11 protein-coding genes and 3 pseudogenes are annotated in these 15,758 nt (G+C 65.7%); 9 read left to right on the top strand and 5 right to left on the bottom strand.

Features of this window, described 5'->3' with window-relative positions:
• Window positions 1–276: 276 nt before the first annotated feature.
• The 4 genes and pseudogenes from OKW27_RS30355 to OKW27_RS30340 form a co-directional block, all read right to left on the bottom strand.
• A complete protein-coding gene (locus OKW27_RS30355; RefSeq protein ID WP_429335674.1) occupies window positions 277–1,068 on the bottom strand; it encodes a PhaM family polyhydroxyalkanoate granule multifunctional regulatory protein in 792 nt (263 codons plus the stop codon).
• 82 nt (window positions 1,069–1,150) lie between these two features.
• Window positions 1,151–2,008: an enoyl-CoA hydratase/isomerase family protein gene (locus OKW27_RS30350; RefSeq protein ID WP_429335673.1), complete on the bottom strand. Its 858-nt coding sequence runs from the start codon at window positions 2,006–2,008 to the stop codon at window positions 1,151–1,153.
• Between the two features lie 54 nt (window positions 2,009–2,062).
• Window positions 2,063–2,647: pseudogene (locus OKW27_RS30345) on the bottom strand (ABC transporter substrate-binding protein); the annotation flags it as partial.
• A 223-nt stretch (window positions 2,648–2,870) separates the two neighbouring features.
• Window positions 2,871–3,856: pseudogene (locus tag OKW27_RS30340) on the bottom strand (fumarylacetoacetate hydrolase family protein).
• 148 nt (window positions 3,857–4,004) lie between these two features.
• Between OKW27_RS30340 and OKW27_RS30335 the strand changes: the two are divergent.
• The 7 genes and pseudogenes from OKW27_RS30335 to OKW27_RS30305 all read left to right on the top strand — a co-directional run bounded on the left by OKW27_RS30335 (window position 4,005) and on the right by OKW27_RS30305 (window position 12,151).
• On the top strand, window positions 4,005–4,931 hold the full coding sequence (locus OKW27_RS30335; RefSeq protein WP_429335672.1) for an IclR family transcriptional regulator: 927 nt from the start codon (window positions 4,005–4,007) through the stop codon (window positions 4,929–4,931).
• Between the two features lie 42 nt (window positions 4,932–4,973).
• Window positions 4,974–6,287 carry a DUF3108 domain-containing protein gene (locus tag OKW27_RS30330; protein WP_429335671.1) on the top strand — a complete coding sequence of 438 codons (1,314 nt, stop codon included), beginning with the start codon at window positions 4,974–4,976 and terminating at the stop codon, window positions 6,285–6,287.
• A 150-nt stretch (window positions 6,288–6,437) separates the two neighbouring features.
• The gene (locus OKW27_RS30325; RefSeq protein WP_090802803.1) at window positions 6,438–7,226 is read left to right on the top strand and encodes an alpha/beta fold hydrolase; all 789 of its coding nucleotides are present in this window, start codon (window positions 6,438–6,440) and stop codon (window positions 7,224–7,226) included.
• A 118-nt stretch (window positions 7,227–7,344) separates the two neighbouring features.
• Window positions 7,345–7,602, top strand: coding sequence for a BTH_I0359 family protein (locus tag OKW27_RS30320; protein ID WP_062125693.1), 258 nt, complete (start codon window positions 7,345–7,347; stop codon window positions 7,600–7,602).
• 293 nt (window positions 7,603–7,895) lie between these two features.
• A complete protein-coding gene (locus OKW27_RS30315; protein ID WP_090802800.1) occupies window positions 7,896–8,966 on the top strand; it encodes a homocysteine S-methyltransferase family protein in 1,071 nt (356 codons plus the stop codon).
• 68 nt (window positions 8,967–9,034) lie between these two features.
• A pseudogene (metH, locus tag OKW27_RS30310) lies at window positions 9,035–11,764 on the top strand (methionine synthase); the annotation flags it as partial.
• A gap of 189 nt (window positions 11,765–11,953) precedes the next feature.
• The gene (locus tag OKW27_RS30305; protein ID WP_429335670.1) at window positions 11,954–12,151 is read left to right on the top strand and encodes an acid-shock protein; all 198 of its coding nucleotides are present in this window, start codon (window positions 11,954–11,956) and stop codon (window positions 12,149–12,151) included.
• Window positions 12,152–12,282: 131 nt separating this feature from the next.
• On the opposite strand, the gene OKW27_RS30300 is transcribed toward OKW27_RS30305, so the two are convergent.
• Complete coding sequence (locus tag OKW27_RS30300) at window positions 12,283–12,609, bottom strand: DUF1840 domain-containing protein (RefSeq protein ID WP_018419249.1); 327 nt, start codon at window positions 12,607–12,609, stop codon at window positions 12,283–12,285.
• Between the two features lie 446 nt (window positions 12,610–13,055).
• On the opposite strand from OKW27_RS30300, the gene argS reads away from it, so the two are divergent.
• A complete protein-coding gene (gene argS, locus OKW27_RS30295; RefSeq protein WP_090802794.1) occupies window positions 13,056–14,846 on the top strand; it encodes an arginine--tRNA ligase in 1,791 nt (596 codons plus the stop codon).
• 79 nt (window positions 14,847–14,925) lie between these two features.
• Window positions 14,926–15,750 carry an SPOR domain-containing protein gene (locus OKW27_RS30290; RefSeq protein ID WP_429335669.1) on the top strand — a complete coding sequence of 275 codons (825 nt, stop codon included), beginning with the start codon at window positions 14,926–14,928 and terminating at the stop codon, window positions 15,748–15,750.
• Window positions 15,751–15,758: the final 8 nt, after the last annotated feature.

Raw genomic sequence — 15,758 nt, 5'->3', positions numbered from 1 at the left:
CGCCCTGCACCGGTAGCGCCGGCGGCGAATGACGCGAGGGCGGCGGGATTGGTTGTTTTCGGCGCACACCCCAAAGCCAGATCAAGCTTACACGATGATAGCACGCGCCTCCCACGAAACCCGTGACAGAAGCGGCGCGAGCGCACTGTGGCATTGACTTCTCTCAATAAAGTCGGCGATTCGCGCGGGCGGAAACCGCCGGCGCTGGAATAGGGAAAAACGCAGCCGATCAGTCGCCTTCATCAACGGCCACTGATTCCCGGCGCGCCGTCCGGCTCACGTCGACTTTTTCGGCGTTGCCGCGCTCGTTCCAGCCGCGCGTTTGGCCGACGGCGCGGCGCGCTTCGCCGCCGGCCGTTTGACGGCGGGCTTCGCGTTTTGGGCGGCGGCGCCCGACGCATCGGCGCCCGACGCATCCGCGGCCTTCGACGCTTCCGGCTTGCCCTGCGTGCCCCCGCCCGCCGCGGCGACCGCGACGGACGGCTGCGTCATCGCGAACTGCGCGATCTGGTTGAACTGCGATTGCAGCAGATTCCACCACGCGGACGCATCGAAGCCGGGCGCCGCGGGCGCTTCCTCTTCGTCGCTGTCGGCCTGCGTGGCGCTTTCGGGCGTGGGCTCGGCCGGCTTCGTCCAACTCGGCGCCCGGGCGGGGCTCGGGGCGGTGTTCGGCGCGTCACTCGCGGCGGCACCCGACGCAGCAGCCGCCGCGTGCGACATCGACGATTGCGCGAACGCGCCGAACGCGCGCAGCGTCGCGAGCGTCGCACGTTGCACTTCGAGCGCCTGGATCGCCGACTGCAGCATGCTCAGGTTCAGCTTCAGCCATTGCTCGACCGCGCGCATGTCGGTGATGCGCTTGTCGAGCTCCTCGACGCTCGTGAGCGGCGCCATCATGTCGGACATCATCGACAGCGACGGACTCGTGCCCCCACCCGGCTGCGCGCCCGTCATGGCGGCGCCGAACGGCGACAGCCGAATCATGCTCCACATGCGATCGAGCATTTCAGCGGGCGGAAAACCGGGGAAGCCGGGAAAGGGCGGCGCGGAGCCAGTGGTGTCGGTCATGGTTGTCGCCTCGGTGCTGGATGATAGGTGGAGCGCGCGATGCCGCGCGCGTCGATTCGATCATACCGTGTGGGGTATGACATCACGATCGTTGGTCGTTACGTGGACCGCCCGCGCCAAAATCGGGCGCGCGCCGCTCGCGCAACGAGCTCAGGCCTTCGCGCACCTCGGGTCCCGCGAAGCCCATGAATTCCAGCGCGAGCGACGTATCGAACGCCGGCCCCGCCGTGCGCAGCCAGTTGTTCAACGCGTACTTGGTCCAGCGGATGGCGGTCTGCGAACCGTCGGCCAGCTTGCGCGCGACTTCGAACGCCTTCGGCAGCAGATCGCTTTCGTCGACGGCCAGCGACACGAGCCCGATGCGCTCCGCCTCCTCGCCGCTCACCGGCTCGCACAGCAGCAGGTAGTACTTCGCCTTCGCCATGCCGCACAGGAGCGGCCAGACGATCGCCGCATGATCGCCCGCGGCGACGCCCAGGCGCGTGTGTCCGTCGATGATGCGGGCCGTCTTCGCCGCGATCGAGATATCGGCGAGCAGCCCCGCGACGAGCCCCGCGCCGACCGCCGGCCCGTGCATCGCCGACACGATCGGCTTGCCGCAGTTGATCACGTTGTAGACGAGATCGCGCGCTTCGCGCCACACACGCGTGCGCACCTCGAAATCGTTCGCCATGTCCTCGACGAGCTGCAGATCGCCGCCGGCCGAAAAGCCTTTACCCTCGCCGCGAATGATCGCGACGCGCGTATCGGGATCGCGATCGATATCGCGCCAGATTTCCGCGAGCTCGTAATGCATGCGTGCGTTCGCGGTCGCGAGGCCGCTTTTATTCGCGCCCTCGCCGCTCATCACGACTTCGAGCACGCCATGCTGATGACGCTGCAAACGCAGCGACTGGTAGTGCGCGTAGTACGCGTCGTTCGGTTGCGATGGCTGAGGCATGGTGAGCAGTCCGGAGGAGATTCGTTCAGTCGCGCGCGCAACGCCGCGCCCCGTTCAATGCGGCTGATAAAGCCACTTGCCATTGGTGATTTCGACCATCACGCGGGCGCGCTGATCGAGCCCGAGATGATCGGCCTCGCTCATGTTGACGACGCCATTGGTGTCCGCGAGACCGCGTGTTCCTTCGAGCGCCTCGCGCAGCGCGCGGCGAAACGGCGTCGTGCCGGGCGCGCCGGCTTTCAGCGCGAGCGGAATCGCATGCTCGAGCAACGCGCCCGCGTCCGACGTGTACGAACCGAATGCCGACACGCTGCCCGCCCCGTGCCGCGCCTCGAAGCGTGCGATGTAATCGCGGGCGAGACCCTTCGCCGGATGATCGGCCGGCAATTGCGCGGCGACCAGCACCGGGCTCGCGGGCAGGAAGGTGCCGTTGCAATCGGCGCCGCACACGCGCAGGAAGTCGTTATTGCCGACGCCGTGGTTGTGATAGATGACGCCCTTGTAGCCTCGCTCGCGCAGCGTTTTCGGCGGCAACGCGGCAGGCGTGCCGGCCGCGCCGACCACTACCGCGTCGGGGTGGGTCGCGAGAATCTTCAGCACCTGGCCGGTCACGCTCGGATCGGTGCGATTGAAACGTTGACGCAAGCCACGCGCGCTCGTGCGCGCTTCAACGGGCGACGCGCAAGCGCGCCGACGTCCAGCTGCGGAGAAGTCCAATCGCGGCATGCTGTCTTCCTCCTCACGTCGGGGTTTTAGTTGTGATGTTTGCCGCAGTGTAGCCGCGCGCGCAAGTGGCGGCATCGGGCGAAACCCTTTCGCGCGTGCCGCCCGCGTCACAGCATTGCCGCGTGAGCGCCGCGCTTCATTCGAGCGGCGCGATGCTCTGCTCGATCGCACCGAAAATCGACTTGCCCGCATCGTCGAACATTTCGATCCTCACGGTGTCGCCGTATTTCATGAACTCCGTTTGCGGCGCGCCGTGCTCGATCGTTTCGAGGCAGCGCTTCTCGGCGATACAGCAGTAGCCGCGTTTCGCGTCCTTGTTCGACACCGTGCCCGAACCGACGATGGCACCAGCACGCAGATTGCGCGTTTTCGCGGCATGCGCGATCAGCTGACCGAAGTGAAACACCATATCGGTGCCCGCGTCGGGCTGGCCGACCTTCCTGCCGTTCCAGTGGACGATCATCGGCCGATGCACGCGGCCTTCGCGCCAGTGTTCGCCGAGCTCGTCGGGCGTCACGGCGACCGGCGCGAATGAGGTGGCCGGCTTGCTCTGGAAAAAGCCGAAGCCCTTCGCGAGTTCGGCGGGGATCAGGTTGCGCAGCGACACGTCGTTGACGAGCGTGACCAGCCGCACGCCGCGCAGGGCCTGCTCGGGCGTCGCGCCCATCCGCACATCGCCGGTGACGACCGCGACTTCGGCCTCGAAGTCGATGCCGTACTCTTCCGATGCGCACGCCACGTCGTCGCGCGGGCCGATGAAGTCGTCGCTACCGCCCTGGTACATCAGCGGGTCGGTCCAGAATTCGCGCGGCATTTGCGCGCCGCGCGCGCGCGCCGCACGAGCTCGACGTGGTTCACGTACGACGAGCCGTCGGCCCACTGGAACGCGCGCGGCAGCGGCGCCATGCACTCTTTGGCGTCGAATGAAAAGCTGTTGCGCGCACGGCCCTGGTTCAGCGCATCGTAAAGGTCGTGCAGTTGCGGCGCGTAGAAGGCCCAGTCGTCTAGCACGCGCTGCAGCGTGGGCGCGATCGCGTCGGCGATGGCCGCCGTGTGCAGGTCGCGGGACACGACGATCAGTTGACCGTCGCGCGTGCCGTCCTTCAGCGAGGCAAGTTTCATAGAGCTGTGAACCGTGTATTAGTGACGATGGAAGGAATGTATTCTACGATGGTGAATCGGCGCGGCCCAATATCTGCGTGTTCGTCGTCGTGTCACCGTAGCCGTCTCCAATTACGATCACCGAACGCGCTGCCCGCGCCTTTTGCACATGTCCGCCAACGCCCGCTCCGGCACGATCCGCACCCGCACCGACCCCGCGTCCGCCGACGATCTGCTCGATCCCGCCCATGCAACCGACGCAACCGGCGCCGATGACGAACCCGGCGAACCCGGCGAAGAAAAACTGCGCTCGGGCATCCAGTCGATCGAGGTCGGTTTCAGGCTGCTCGACGTGCTGACCCACGAGCCGCGCGCGATGATGCTGCGCGATCTCGCGCAGCGCGCGGGCATGAGTCCGGCGAAGGCGCATCGCTATCTGGTCAGCTTTCTGCGTCTCGGCGTGGTCGCGCAGGACCCGCTGTCGGGCCGTTACGAACTCGGCGGCTTCGCTTTGCAGCTGGGGCTCGCGCGGCTTGCTCGCGTCGACGGTGTGAAGCTCGCGCGCATCGCGCTCGCCGAACTGCGCGACCGGCTCGACCTGACCGTCGGCATCGCGGTGTGGGGCAATCAGGGACCGACGATGGTGCACTGGATGGAGTCGAGCTATCCGGCCAAGGCGTCGCTGAAGCTCGGCGACGTGATGCCCTTGCTCAGTTCGGCGACCGGTCTGCTGTTCGCCGCCTACCTGCCGTCCGGCAAGACCGCCGTGATGCTCGAGCGCGAGCTGACCGACTCGCGGCGCTCGTCGTATAGCGGCGCGCCACGCACCCGCGAAGAGTTCGACAAGGTGCTCGCCGAGGTGCGCGAGCACGAGGCTGCGCGCGTCGAAGGCATGCTGCTGCCGACGATCCACGCGTTTTCGTTGCCGGTGTTCGATTCGACCGGCGAACTCGCGCTCGGTCTCGTCGCGCTCGGCCATGAAGGGGCGTTCGATATCCGCTGGGGCGGCGAGATCGATACCGCGCTGCGCGAATGCGCGCACAAGCTGTCGTACGAACTCGGCTATAGCGCGACCCCGCGTGGTGACAACGGTTGATACGCACCGTATCCTTTCACGCTCTCACCGATTCAAGCGCCGATGGATTTTGCTTCCGCCAACCGCCGTCATGATCGCCTGCCCGCTTTTGGTAGCGGGCCGGGACGCGGCGCGCGCGCGTGGCGCTGGATCGCCGTCCTCGCGGCCGTCGCGGTTGTGCACTGGATCGCGGCGCAATGGTTCGAGCGCAATCGCGTGGATCTGAATCCGGCGAATCGCGAGCATGTGCCGGTGCAGGTCGTGCTGCTGACGCCCGAAAGGGTCGAGCGTCAACCCGCGCGACAGCCCGCCGTGCCGGCACCGCATCCGCCCGCGCCAGCTCGCAAGCCCGCGGCGAGGCCGCCGCGCGAGCAGCATGTGATGACCGCGTTGCAACCGGCCAAACCGAACGAGCCCGCGGCCACGCCGGCATCGGAGGTGGCGGCTAGCGCGCCACCCGCCACCGCGAACGCGAATCCACCGGCCCATGCGAATGCCAGTGGCGCCGTCGCGAGCGCCCCTGCCGCGGCCAGCGCGCCGCAAGCGTCGCAGGGAGTGAAGTTTTCGGTACCGCCGTCGGCCGAACTCGACTACGACACGTTCTACAACGGCGTGCGGAACGCGCCCGGCACGATCCATTGGGCGAGCGACGGGCAGGGCTACGAAATGGTCGTATCAGTGCCGCTGCCGTTCGTCGGTCCGTTCGTGTTTTCGAGCCACGGCGGCATCGATGGCTTTGGCCTCGCGCCGGCGCAGTACAGCGAAAAGCGTGGCCGTCGCGCCGAAGACATCGCGATCTTCAATCGCAACGACAAGAAGGTTGGCTTTACGCGCACGCCCGCCTCGTTGCCGTTGCCCGACGGCGCGCAGGATCGCTTCAGTGTCGTGATGCAGCTCGCGAGCCTCGTGCGCGGCGATCCTGATGCCTATAAGCCTGGCGTGACGCGACAGTTTTTCGTCGTCGATACCGATAGCGGGGAGAATTGGCCGATCGAGACGATCGGCGACGAAACGATCCGCGCCGCGCAAGGCTATCTGCAGACGCGTCACTTCAAACGTCTGCCGCGCCACGATGGCGACCAGCGCCGCGTCGATGTGTGGCTCGCCCCGTCCCTTGGCTGGCTGCCGGCGCGCATACTGCAGACGGAGCCGAACGGTACCCAGTTCGAACTGGTGTGGCGCGGCAAGCTGAATGTCGATGGCACGTCGCCGGATGACCGCGGCAATGGTGGCGCGCCGGCCACGCCTGCTGCACCCGCAGCCCCCGCTGCCACGGGCCCTGCAACGCCGGCGCCGGCCGACGCATCGGCAGTAACACCCGAGGCCGCCCCAGTTGCACCGGTCGATTCGACCGCTCCGACCATCATCAAACCGTGACACTTTTCGTGACACAGTGTCACGAGCAGATCCGCACGAGATCGGCGAAACTTCCTTTGCAACGCTGACTCGCAAGTCAATGGAGCCCCGTTCGCGCGAACGAGGCGACCCACCGCGCTTTTTCACTGCGTTTCCTTCAAAGGAGTCCGCATGCAAGTGAACATCAACGGTATCGACACACGCTACGTGCTGAGCAACGAAGGCGGCGGCCCGTGGCTCACGTTCATCCATCAGTTGGGCGGCGATCTTTCCATCTGGGATCAGATGGCAGGCTATTTCCGCGACGATTACACGGTGCTGCGCTACGACGTGCGCGGCCACGGCCACAGCGCGGCTGCGCGCGAGCCGTTCGCCATGCGCGATCTGGCCGACGATCTCGCCAAACTGCTCGATGCCCTCGGCGCGCGGACGACGCACCTGGTCGGCCTGTCGCTCGGCGGCATGATTGCGCAGCAGTTCGCGCTCGACCATCCATCGCGCATCGACACGCTGACGATTGCCGACAGCACCGGCGGCACTCCGCCCGAGAACCGTGAGTTGTGGAATCAGCGCGCCCACACCGCGCGCAGCGACGGCATGGAGGCGCTGTTACCGTCGACGATCGCGCGTTGGCTCACGCCCGACTTTCAGGCCGGCCATCCCGAAGCGGTCGAGCCGATCCGTGAGACATTTGCGCGCACCTCGCCGGAAGGTTTTGCGATGGCCTGCGAGGCACTGCGCGATTTCGACCTTCGCGGCCAGCACGGCGCAATCCGCTCGCCGACGCTGACGGTGGCCGGACGTCACGACACTGGCACGCCCCCTGCTGCTACGCAGGCAATAGCGGAGGCGATCGAGGGCGCCCGCTTCGAGTTGCTGGACGCCGCGCATCTCGCGCCAATCGAGCAATCACAGCGTTTTGCCGCCTTGCTTGAATCGTTTCTGGAGCGGCGAGTCTAACCGTCAGGTCCGGAGTTTTTACTTGCGTCGTCCGGACCCACCCCTTGAATTCCATCCCACATGCTCCACCTACGGTCCAGAAAAGGGCAGGAGCCCAACGGAAATAAGGAGTGTCGCCATGCAAATGATCTATAACAGCCCTAACTACTGTGTCGTCGAGTTTCCTCCGCAGGAAGGTCTGCTTGCCATGAAGTCGGGCGGCTACGAGATTGTCGACAAGAACATGCAGCGCGAAATCTACATCGACGGGGCAATGGCGGCGCGTTTTCGCGAGCATGTGCAAAAGCTGATCGAAGGCGAGCCGACGCTCGACGAGGTTGATGAATTCCTCGGTCAATTCGACAGTCTGATGCATCAACCGGTGGTCCTGCATTGACTGGAGGTGTTCAGCTGGCGCTCTGGCGACATCGATCGACCGCACCGCGCGGCTTTGCCGGCGGGTTCCATCAAGCAGTCGGCGGCAGCGAAACGGCCCGGCAGGCTTTGGCTTGCCGGGCCGTTTTTTATTGCCTCGTTGGTTAGCGCGTTTCTGAATTCCCGGCGCGGCGCGTTCGTATCGGTCGATTTTGCCGGCCGCGCCTCGCACTCTCCTCCGCGCCGGGCGCATCCGCCCGGCTGCGGCTACAATGACAGGCTTTCCGCCAACGCCGGCGCAAGCCCTCGTCCGCCATGACCCAGCCTGCTCAATCCATCACGCCAGTCCGTTCGGAGCCCGCCTACACCCGCGGCGCAGCGCTGCCCGCGCTGCTGAACTCGCGCATCCTGATTCTGGACGGCGCGATGGGCACGATGATCCAGCGCTACAAGCTCGACGAAGCCAGCTATCGCGGCGAGCGCTTCAAGGACTACGCGCGCGACATCAAGGGCAACAACGAACTGCTGTCGATTACCCAGCCGCAGATCATCGCCGAGATTCACGAGCAGTATCTCGCGGCGGGCGCGGACATCATCGAGACCAACACGTTCGGCGCGACCACGGTCGCGCAGGCCGACTACGGCATGGAATCGCTCGCCGTCGAGATGAACATCGAATCGGCGAAGCTCGCGCGCGCCGCGTGCGACAAATACGCAACGCCGGACAAGCCGCGCTTCGTCGCCGGCGCGATCGGCCCGACGCCGAAAACCGCCAGCATTTCGCCGGACGTCAACGATCCGGGCGCGCGCAACGTGACCTTCGACGAACTGCGCGCCGCGTACTACGAGCAGGCGAAAGCGCTGCTCGACGGCGGCGCGGACCTGTTCCTCGTCGAAACGATCTTCGACACGCTGAATGCGAAGGCCGCACTGTTCGCGCTCGACGAGCTGTTCGAAAACACCGGCGAGCGTCTGCCGATCATGATCTCGGGCACCGTCACCGATGCGTCGGGCCGCATTCTGTCGGGCCAGACCGTCGAGGCCTTCTGGAACTCGTTGCGTCACGCGAAGCCGCTCACGTTCGGCCTGAACTGCGCGCTCGGCGCGGCGCTGATGCGTCCGTACATCGCCGAGCTCGCGAAGCTGTGCGACACCTACGTGTCGTGCTATCCGAACGCCGGCCTGCCGAACCCGATGAGCGACACCGGCTTCGACGAATTGCCCGCGGATACCTCTGGCCTGCTGAAGGAATTCGCCGAAGCGGGGCTCGTGAACATCGCGGGCGGCTGCTGCGGCACGACGCCCGAGCACATCGCGGCGATCGCGAAGGCGCTCGCCGAGCTGAAGCCGCGCAAGTGGCCGAGCCAGTATCGCGACGCGGCCTGAGCCCGCCTGAAACACTTCGCCCCGACGTCCTGCACGTCCTGCACGTCCCTTAACGCACGCACCCGACTCGCACACACGCCATGACCGATCACACCATGCGCCTTGCCGGCCTCGAGCCGTTCAACGTCACGTCCGGGACGCTCTTCATCAACGTTGGCGAACGCACCAATGTGACCGGCTCGAAAGCGTTCGCGCGAATGATCCTGAACAATCAGTTCGACGAAGCATTGGCCGTCGCGCGCCACCAGGTCGAGAACGGCGCGCAGGTAATCGACATCAACATGGACGAGGCGATGCTCGATTCGAAAGCGGCAATGGTCCGCTTCATGAATCTGATCGCGTCGGAGCCGGACATCGCGCGCGTGCCGATCATGATCGACTCGTCGAAGTGGGACGTGATCGAGGCGGGTCTCAAGTGCGTGCAGGGCAAGGCGATCGTCAACTCGATCTCGCTGAAGGAAGGCACGGAAGCGTTCGTTCATCATGCGAAGCTGATTCGCCGCTATGGCGCGGCTGCGGTCGTGATGGCGTTCGACGAACAGGGCCAGGCCGATACGTTCCAGCGCAAGACCGGGATTTGCAAGCGCTCGTACGACGTGCTCGTCAACGAAGTCGGCTTTCCGCCCGAGGACATCATCTTCGATCCGAACATCTTTGCGATCGCGACCGGCATCGAGGAACACAACAACTATGCGGTCGACTTCATCGGGGCGACCCGCTGGATCAAGCAGAACCTGCCGTACGCGAAGGTGAGCGGCGGCGTGTCGAACGTGTCGTTCTCGTTCCGCGGGAATGATCCGGTGCGCGAGGCGATTCACACTGTGTTCCTCTATCACGCGATCCAGGCGGGGATGGACATGGGCATCGTCAACGCGGGCCAGCTCGGCGTGTATGCCGAACTCGATCCCGAACTGCGCGAGCTCGTCGAAGACGTCGTGCTGAATCGCCGTCAAGACGGCACCGACCGCCTGCTCGAAATCGCCGACAAGTTCAAAAGCGGCGCCGCGAAGAAGGAAGAGAACCTCGAGTGGCGCAAGCAGCCGGTCGAGAAGCGTCTCGCGCATGCGCTCGTGAGCGGCATCACCACGTTCATCGTCGAAGACACCGAGGAAGTGCGCGCGAAGATCGCCGCTGCAGGCGGCCGTCCGATCAACGTGATCGAAGGTCCGCTGATGGACGGCATGAACATCGTCGGCGACCTGTTCGGCCAGGGCAAGATGTTCCTGCCGCAGGTCGTGAAGTCGGCGCGCGTAATGAAGCAGGCGGTCGCGCATCTGATCCCGTTCATCGAGGAAGAAAAGCGCCAGCTCGCGGCGGCCGGCGGCGACGTGCGCGCCAAGGGCAAGATCGTCATCGCGACCGTGAAGGGCGACGTGCACGACATCGGCAAGAACATCGTGTCGGTCGTGCTCCAGTGCAACAACTTCGAAGTGGTCAACATGGGCGTGATGGTCCCGTGCAGCGAGATCCTCGCGAAGGCGAAGGTCGAGGGCGCGGACATCATCGGGCTGTCGGGCCTGATTACGCCGAGTCTCGAAGAAATGGCCTACGTCGCATCGGAAATGCAGCGCGACGACTACTTCCGCGTCAAGAAGATTCCGCTCCTGATCGGCGGCGCGACGACCTCGCGTGTGCACACGGCGGTGAAGATCTCTCCGCACTACGACGGGCCGGTGGTCTACGTCCCGGACGCGTCGCGCTCGGTATCGGTCGCCTCGAGCCTGCTGTCCGACGAGGGCGCCGCGAAGTACATCGACGAACTGAACGCCGACTACAACCGCATCCGCGATCAGCATGCGAACAAAAAGGCACAGCCGATGGTCACGCTCGCGCAAGCGCGCGCCAATAAGACGAAGATCGACTGGGCAGGCTATCAGCCGGTCAAGCCGAAGTTCATCGGCCGGCGCGTGTTCAAGAACTTCGATCTGAACGAGCTCGCGAACTATATCGACTGGGGTCCGTTCTTCCAGACGTGGGATCTCGCCGGCCCATATCCGGCGATTCTCAATGACGAGATCGTCGGCGAATCGGCGCGGCGCGTGTTCTCCGACGGCAAGTCGATGCTCGCGCGCCTGATTCAGGGCCGCTGGCTGCAGGCCAACGGCGTGATCACGCTGTTGCCAGCCAACACGGTGAATGACGACGACATCGAAATCTACACGAACGAATCGCGCACCGAAGTCGCGCTGACGTGGCGCAATCTGCGTCAACAGAGCGTGCGGCCGGTGGTCGACGGGGTGATGCGGCCGAACCGCTCGCTGGCCGACTTCATCGCGCCGAAGGACTCGGGCGTCGCCGACTACATCGGCATGTTCGCGGTGACGGCGGGTCTTGGCGTCGACGTGAAGGAGAGGCAGTTCGAGAAGGATCTCGACGACTACAGCGCGATCATGCTGAAGGCGCTCGCGGACCGGCTCGCCGAAGCATTCGCCGAAGCGTTGCACGCGCGCGTGCGGCGCGACCTGTGGGGCTACGCGAACAGCGAAAACCTCTCCAGCGAGGAGCTGATCGCCGAAAAATACCGCGGCATCCGCCCGGCGCCAGGCTATCCGGCCTGCCCCGACCATCTCGTCAAGCGCGACATGTTCGACGTGCTGCAGGCGAACGAAATCAACATGAGCGTGACCGAATCGCTGGCGATGCTGCCGGCGGCGAGCGTGTCGGGCTTCTACCTCGCGCATCCGGACAGCACCTATTTCTCGGTCGGCAAGATCGGCGCGGACCAGCTCGACGACTACGCGCAGCGGATGTCTCTCACGAAAGCGGACGCCGAGCGCGCGTTGGCGCCGTTGCTTTGAGCGTGAAGCGATACGTGGCCGGGCCGTGCGGCCCGAGCCGCGCGTGCGCGACTATATCGAGTCCGAAAGACAGAATATTTGGCGCCACGGCAATTTCGGCTTTGTAGACTGAGTCGGCTTTCATCCCGTCAGGCGCGAGCACAACGCGCCGGCTCACCGAAATTGCAACCGTCAACGGAGAAAAATCGTATGAAGAAGCTGACACTGTTATTGACCGCTGTTTCGCTGGCCGCGGGCGCTTCCGTGGCGCTCGCACAACCCGCCGCGCCGGGCGGATCGAGCGCGGTCAGCTCCTACTCGCCCCCCACCGAGGCGCATGTCAAAAAGGCGAAGAAGCAAAAGATGAAGAAAGGCACGGCAGCGTCGGCGGCCCCCGCGAGCCAGTGAGCGGCAAGGCGGACAAGCCCTCTGAATGACAAAGAGCCCGCGTCAAGCGGGCTCCTTTCTTTGAGTGCGCCCCAAAAGCGCTTATGAAGGCCTTCCGAGACCGGGCCGCGGCGCTCGGGACCCAGCAGAAATCAAAGCCCCCAGACGATATCCGCGTTTTCCTTCTGCGCCGCGCGCAGCATGTCGAGGAACGGATACGCGCGCTGCGCGAGACCGGGCGGAATCTCGTGACGATCGCGGCCGTCTTCGCCCTCGTGGAAATGGCCCTCGTGCTCGGCGCGCTCCTGCTTGTCGGAGGTGATCGCCGCTTCGAGCTTCTCGATGGCCGGGCCCAGTTCGTCGTGAGTAATGACGCCCCGCTGCCCAAGGCGTTTGCCGACAATGCCGACCAGATACTGCGCCAGATTCTCCAGCATCATCACGTCCGGGCAGGCGTGGCACTTGAAAGTAATCAGCATGACTGTTCCCTTTTTCGTTATGTCGGGTTAACGCATGAGCGTCCCAAGGGCAGCAACAGCGCGCGCCTGACGTGGCGCCGGCAAGGCGCGGCGGCCCCAGCCCCTCGTGGGCAACTCATTGAACATATTAGCACCTGCTAAAATCCGTCTGAACGGAAAAGCGCGCCGCCCAGCGCCACGTATGGCAAGGCTCGACGAGCATCGCACACGTGGGCCAAGCGGGGGCGTCGAACCATCGGCCGCGATCCGCATGCCGCGCGAGCCTGCGTGCCGGCGGGCCGCCGAGCGGAGTCCACCGCGTTGCGCTGCTCGCGTCTCGTCGCATCGCCTGGGGGACACTCTGCCGGCGGCGCCGCAAAGCGCTGCCGCGTTCAACGCTTGCGACACCGGCCTCGGCCGGCGCCTCTTCCGCCTTACCGGATTGCCTCACTGGACTCGCAACAAGCATGCTGCCCGCACACAAACACACACTCGAAACACTGCTCGCCGAGACGGTGAAGCAGGTCGCGACTGCCACCCAAGGCGCGACGGAAGCCGCCTTCGTCTCGCCCGCCATCGCGCTGGAGCGCCCGAAAGTCGCCGCGCACGGCGACGTCGCGTGCAACGTCGCGATGCAGCTCGCCAAGCCGCTGCGCGCCAATCCGCGCCAGCTCGCGCAACAGATCGTCGATGCGCTGCTCGTCAATCCGCAGGCCAAAGGCCTGATCGACACCGCCGAAGTGGCGGGCCCCGGCTTCATCAACCTGCGGCTCACGGCCGCCGCCAAGCAAGGCGTGATCGCCGCCGTGTTCGCCGAGAAGGACGCGTACGGCCGCTCACGGCGCGACGCCGGCAAGCACGTGCTGATCGAGTTCGTGTCGGCCAACCCCACCGGCCCGCTGCACGTCGGCCACGGCCGCCAGGCCGCGCTCGGCGACGCGCTCGCGAACGTGCTCGCGTCGCAGGGCTGGGACGTACACCGCGAGTTCTACTACAACGACGCCGGCGTGCAGATCCACACGCTCGCCCTGTCGACCCAGGCACGCGCACGCGGCCTCGCCCCCGGCGACGAAGGCTGGCCCGCGTCGGCCTATAACGGCGAGTACATCGCCGACATCGCGAAAGACTATCTGAACGGCATCACGGTCGAGGCGAGCGACGGCGAGCCCGTCACCGGCGCGCGCGACGTCGAGGACCTCGAGGCGATCCGCCGCTTCGCGGTCACGTATCTGCGTCGCGAGCAGGACATGGACCTGCAGGCGTTCGGCGTGAAGTTCGACCAGTACTACCTGGAATCGTCGCTGTACACGGAAGGCCGCGTCGAGAAAACGGTCGACGCGCTGATCGCCGCGGGCAAGACCTACGAGCAGGAAGGTGCGCTGTGGCTGCGCACCACCGACGACGGCGACGACAAAGACCGCGTGATGCGCAAGACCGACGGCACCTACACGTACTTCGTGCCGGACGTCGCCTATCACGTCGCGAAGTGGGAGCGCGGCTTCACCAAGGTCATCAACGTGCAGGGCTCGGATCACCACGGCACGATCGCGCGCGTGCGCGCAGGTCTGCAGGGTCTCGGCATCGGCATTCCGAAGGGCTACCCCGACTACATCCTGCACAAGATGGTCACGGTCATGCGCAACGGTGAAGAGGTGAAGATCTCGAAGCGCGCGGGCAGCTACGTGACGGTGCGCGACCTGATCGAATGGTCGGGCGGCGCGACGCCGGGCTCGGAAGCGGCCGTCGATCTGATCGACGAGGAAACCATCCGCCGCGGCCGCGACGCGGTGCGCTTTTTCCTGATCTCGCGCAAGGCGGACACCGAGTTCGTGTTCGACATCGACCTCGCGCTGAAGCAGAACGACGAGAATCCAGTGCACTACGTGCAGTATGCGCACGCGCGCATCTGCTCGGTGATCGCCGAGTGCAACGCGCGCTACGGCCTCGACGAGAACGCGCTCGCAAGCGTGGATTTCGCGCCGCTCACGAGCGAGCGCTCGATGGCGCTGCTCAACAAGCTCGCCGAATTCCCGGACATGCTGCAGCACGCCGCCGACGAACTCGCGCCGCACGCGGTCGCCTTCTACTTGCGCGAACTCGCCGGCGAATTTCACTCGTTCTACAATGACCGTGCCGAGCGCGTGCTGGTCGACGATGCGGCCGAACGCAACGCTCGCGTCGCGCTGCTCGCGGCCACGCGCCAGGTGCTGGCCAACGGTCTCGCGACGATCGGCGTCTCCGCTCCCGTCAAGATGTAACTCCTCCAGCGTAATATGCGCGCGGCCGTCGTTATAATCGGCGGCCGTTCCTGGATTCTTTTTGCAGGTGATTCGTACGATGGCAAAACCACGCCGCACAACAAAGCAATCGAAGCAAACCGGGGGCACTTTTCTCGGCATCGTGCTGGGCCTGATCGTCGGCCTGGCGATCGCGGTAGTGGTGGCGCTGTATATCACCCGTGCACCTACGCCGTTCGTGTCGAAGGTCGCGCCGCCAGCGGCGACCGACAACGGTGCGAGCCAGCCGCAATACGATCCGAACCGTCCGCTGCAAGGCAAGACGCCGGGCCAGCCGGTGCCGCAGGCCGCGCAACCGGCTCCGCCGAACACCGCGCCGGGCCAGACCAACGCCCAGACCCAGTCGGGCATGCTCGAAGAACCGCAGATCGTCGAAGTGCCGCCGTCGGGCGGCAACGCGAATAACAACGGCACTGCGGTCGCGCCGAATCCCGCGCAAGAGAACGGCACCGGCGGCACCGGCGGCACCGGCGGCACCGGCGGCATCGTCGCGCCGGCGCCGGCGAAGAAGCCGCAGACCTCGAGCGCGCCGGCCGCCACGGCGGCAGGCTCCGCGCCTAAGAGCGCGACCACGCTCGCCAACGCCAAGCCGGGCCCGGCCGCCGCTCCGGCGCCGGGCGAGGCGAACACCGGCTATTTCCTGCAGGTCGGCGCGTACAAGACCGCCGCCGATGCCGAACAGCAGCGCGCGCGCCTCGGGTTCCAGGGCTTCGAATCGAAGGTCACGCAGCGCGATGCCGGCGGCGTCACGTACTACCGCGTGCGCATCGGGCCGTTCTCGAAGTTCGAGGACATGAATTCGAGTCGTCAGCGTCTGTCGGACGCGGGTGTCGATACCGCGGTGATCCGCTTCACCAAACAATAAATAAACGG

Origin of the sequence: Paraburkholderia sp. 35.1 (assembly GCF_050436525.1) — a bacterium.
Taxonomy (GTDB): domain Bacteria; phylum Pseudomonadota; class Gammaproteobacteria; order Burkholderiales; family Burkholderiaceae; genus Paraburkholderia; species Paraburkholderia tuberum.
The sequence above is the reverse complement of the archived record's forward strand: the minus strand, read 5'-3'. Positions and strand labels throughout refer to the sequence as shown.

Coding starts and splice junctions, on each gene's coding strand:
- OKW27_RS30355 (WP_429335674.1), bottom strand. CDS start 1,068: ATGACCGACACCACTGGCTCCGCGCCGCCCTTTCCCGGCTTCCCCGGT.
- OKW27_RS30350 (WP_429335673.1), bottom strand. CDS start 2,008: ATGCCTCAGCCATCGCAACCGAACGACGCGTACTACGCGCACTACCAG.
- OKW27_RS30335 (WP_429335672.1), top strand. CDS start 4,005: ATGTCCGCCAACGCCCGCTCCGGCACGATCCGCACCCGCACCGACCCC.
- OKW27_RS30330 (WP_429335671.1), top strand. CDS start 4,974: ATGGATTTTGCTTCCGCCAACCGCCGTCATGATCGCCTGCCCGCTTTT.
- OKW27_RS30325 (WP_090802803.1), top strand. CDS start 6,438: ATGCAAGTGAACATCAACGGTATCGACACACGCTACGTGCTGAGCAAC.
- OKW27_RS30320 (WP_062125693.1), top strand. CDS start 7,345: ATGCAAATGATCTATAACAGCCCTAACTACTGTGTCGTCGAGTTTCCT.
- OKW27_RS30315 (WP_090802800.1), top strand. CDS start 7,896: ATGACCCAGCCTGCTCAATCCATCACGCCAGTCCGTTCGGAGCCCGCC.
- OKW27_RS30305 (WP_429335670.1), top strand. CDS start 11,954: ATGAAGAAGCTGACACTGTTATTGACCGCTGTTTCGCTGGCCGCGGGC.
- OKW27_RS30300 (WP_018419249.1), bottom strand. CDS start 12,609: ATGCTGATTACTTTCAAGTGCCACGCCTGCCCGGACGTGATGATGCTG.
- argS (WP_090802794.1), top strand. CDS start 13,056: ATGCTGCCCGCACACAAACACACACTCGAAACACTGCTCGCCGAGACG.
- OKW27_RS30290 (WP_429335669.1), top strand. CDS start 14,926: ATGGCAAAACCACGCCGCACAACAAAGCAATCGAAGCAAACCGGGGGC.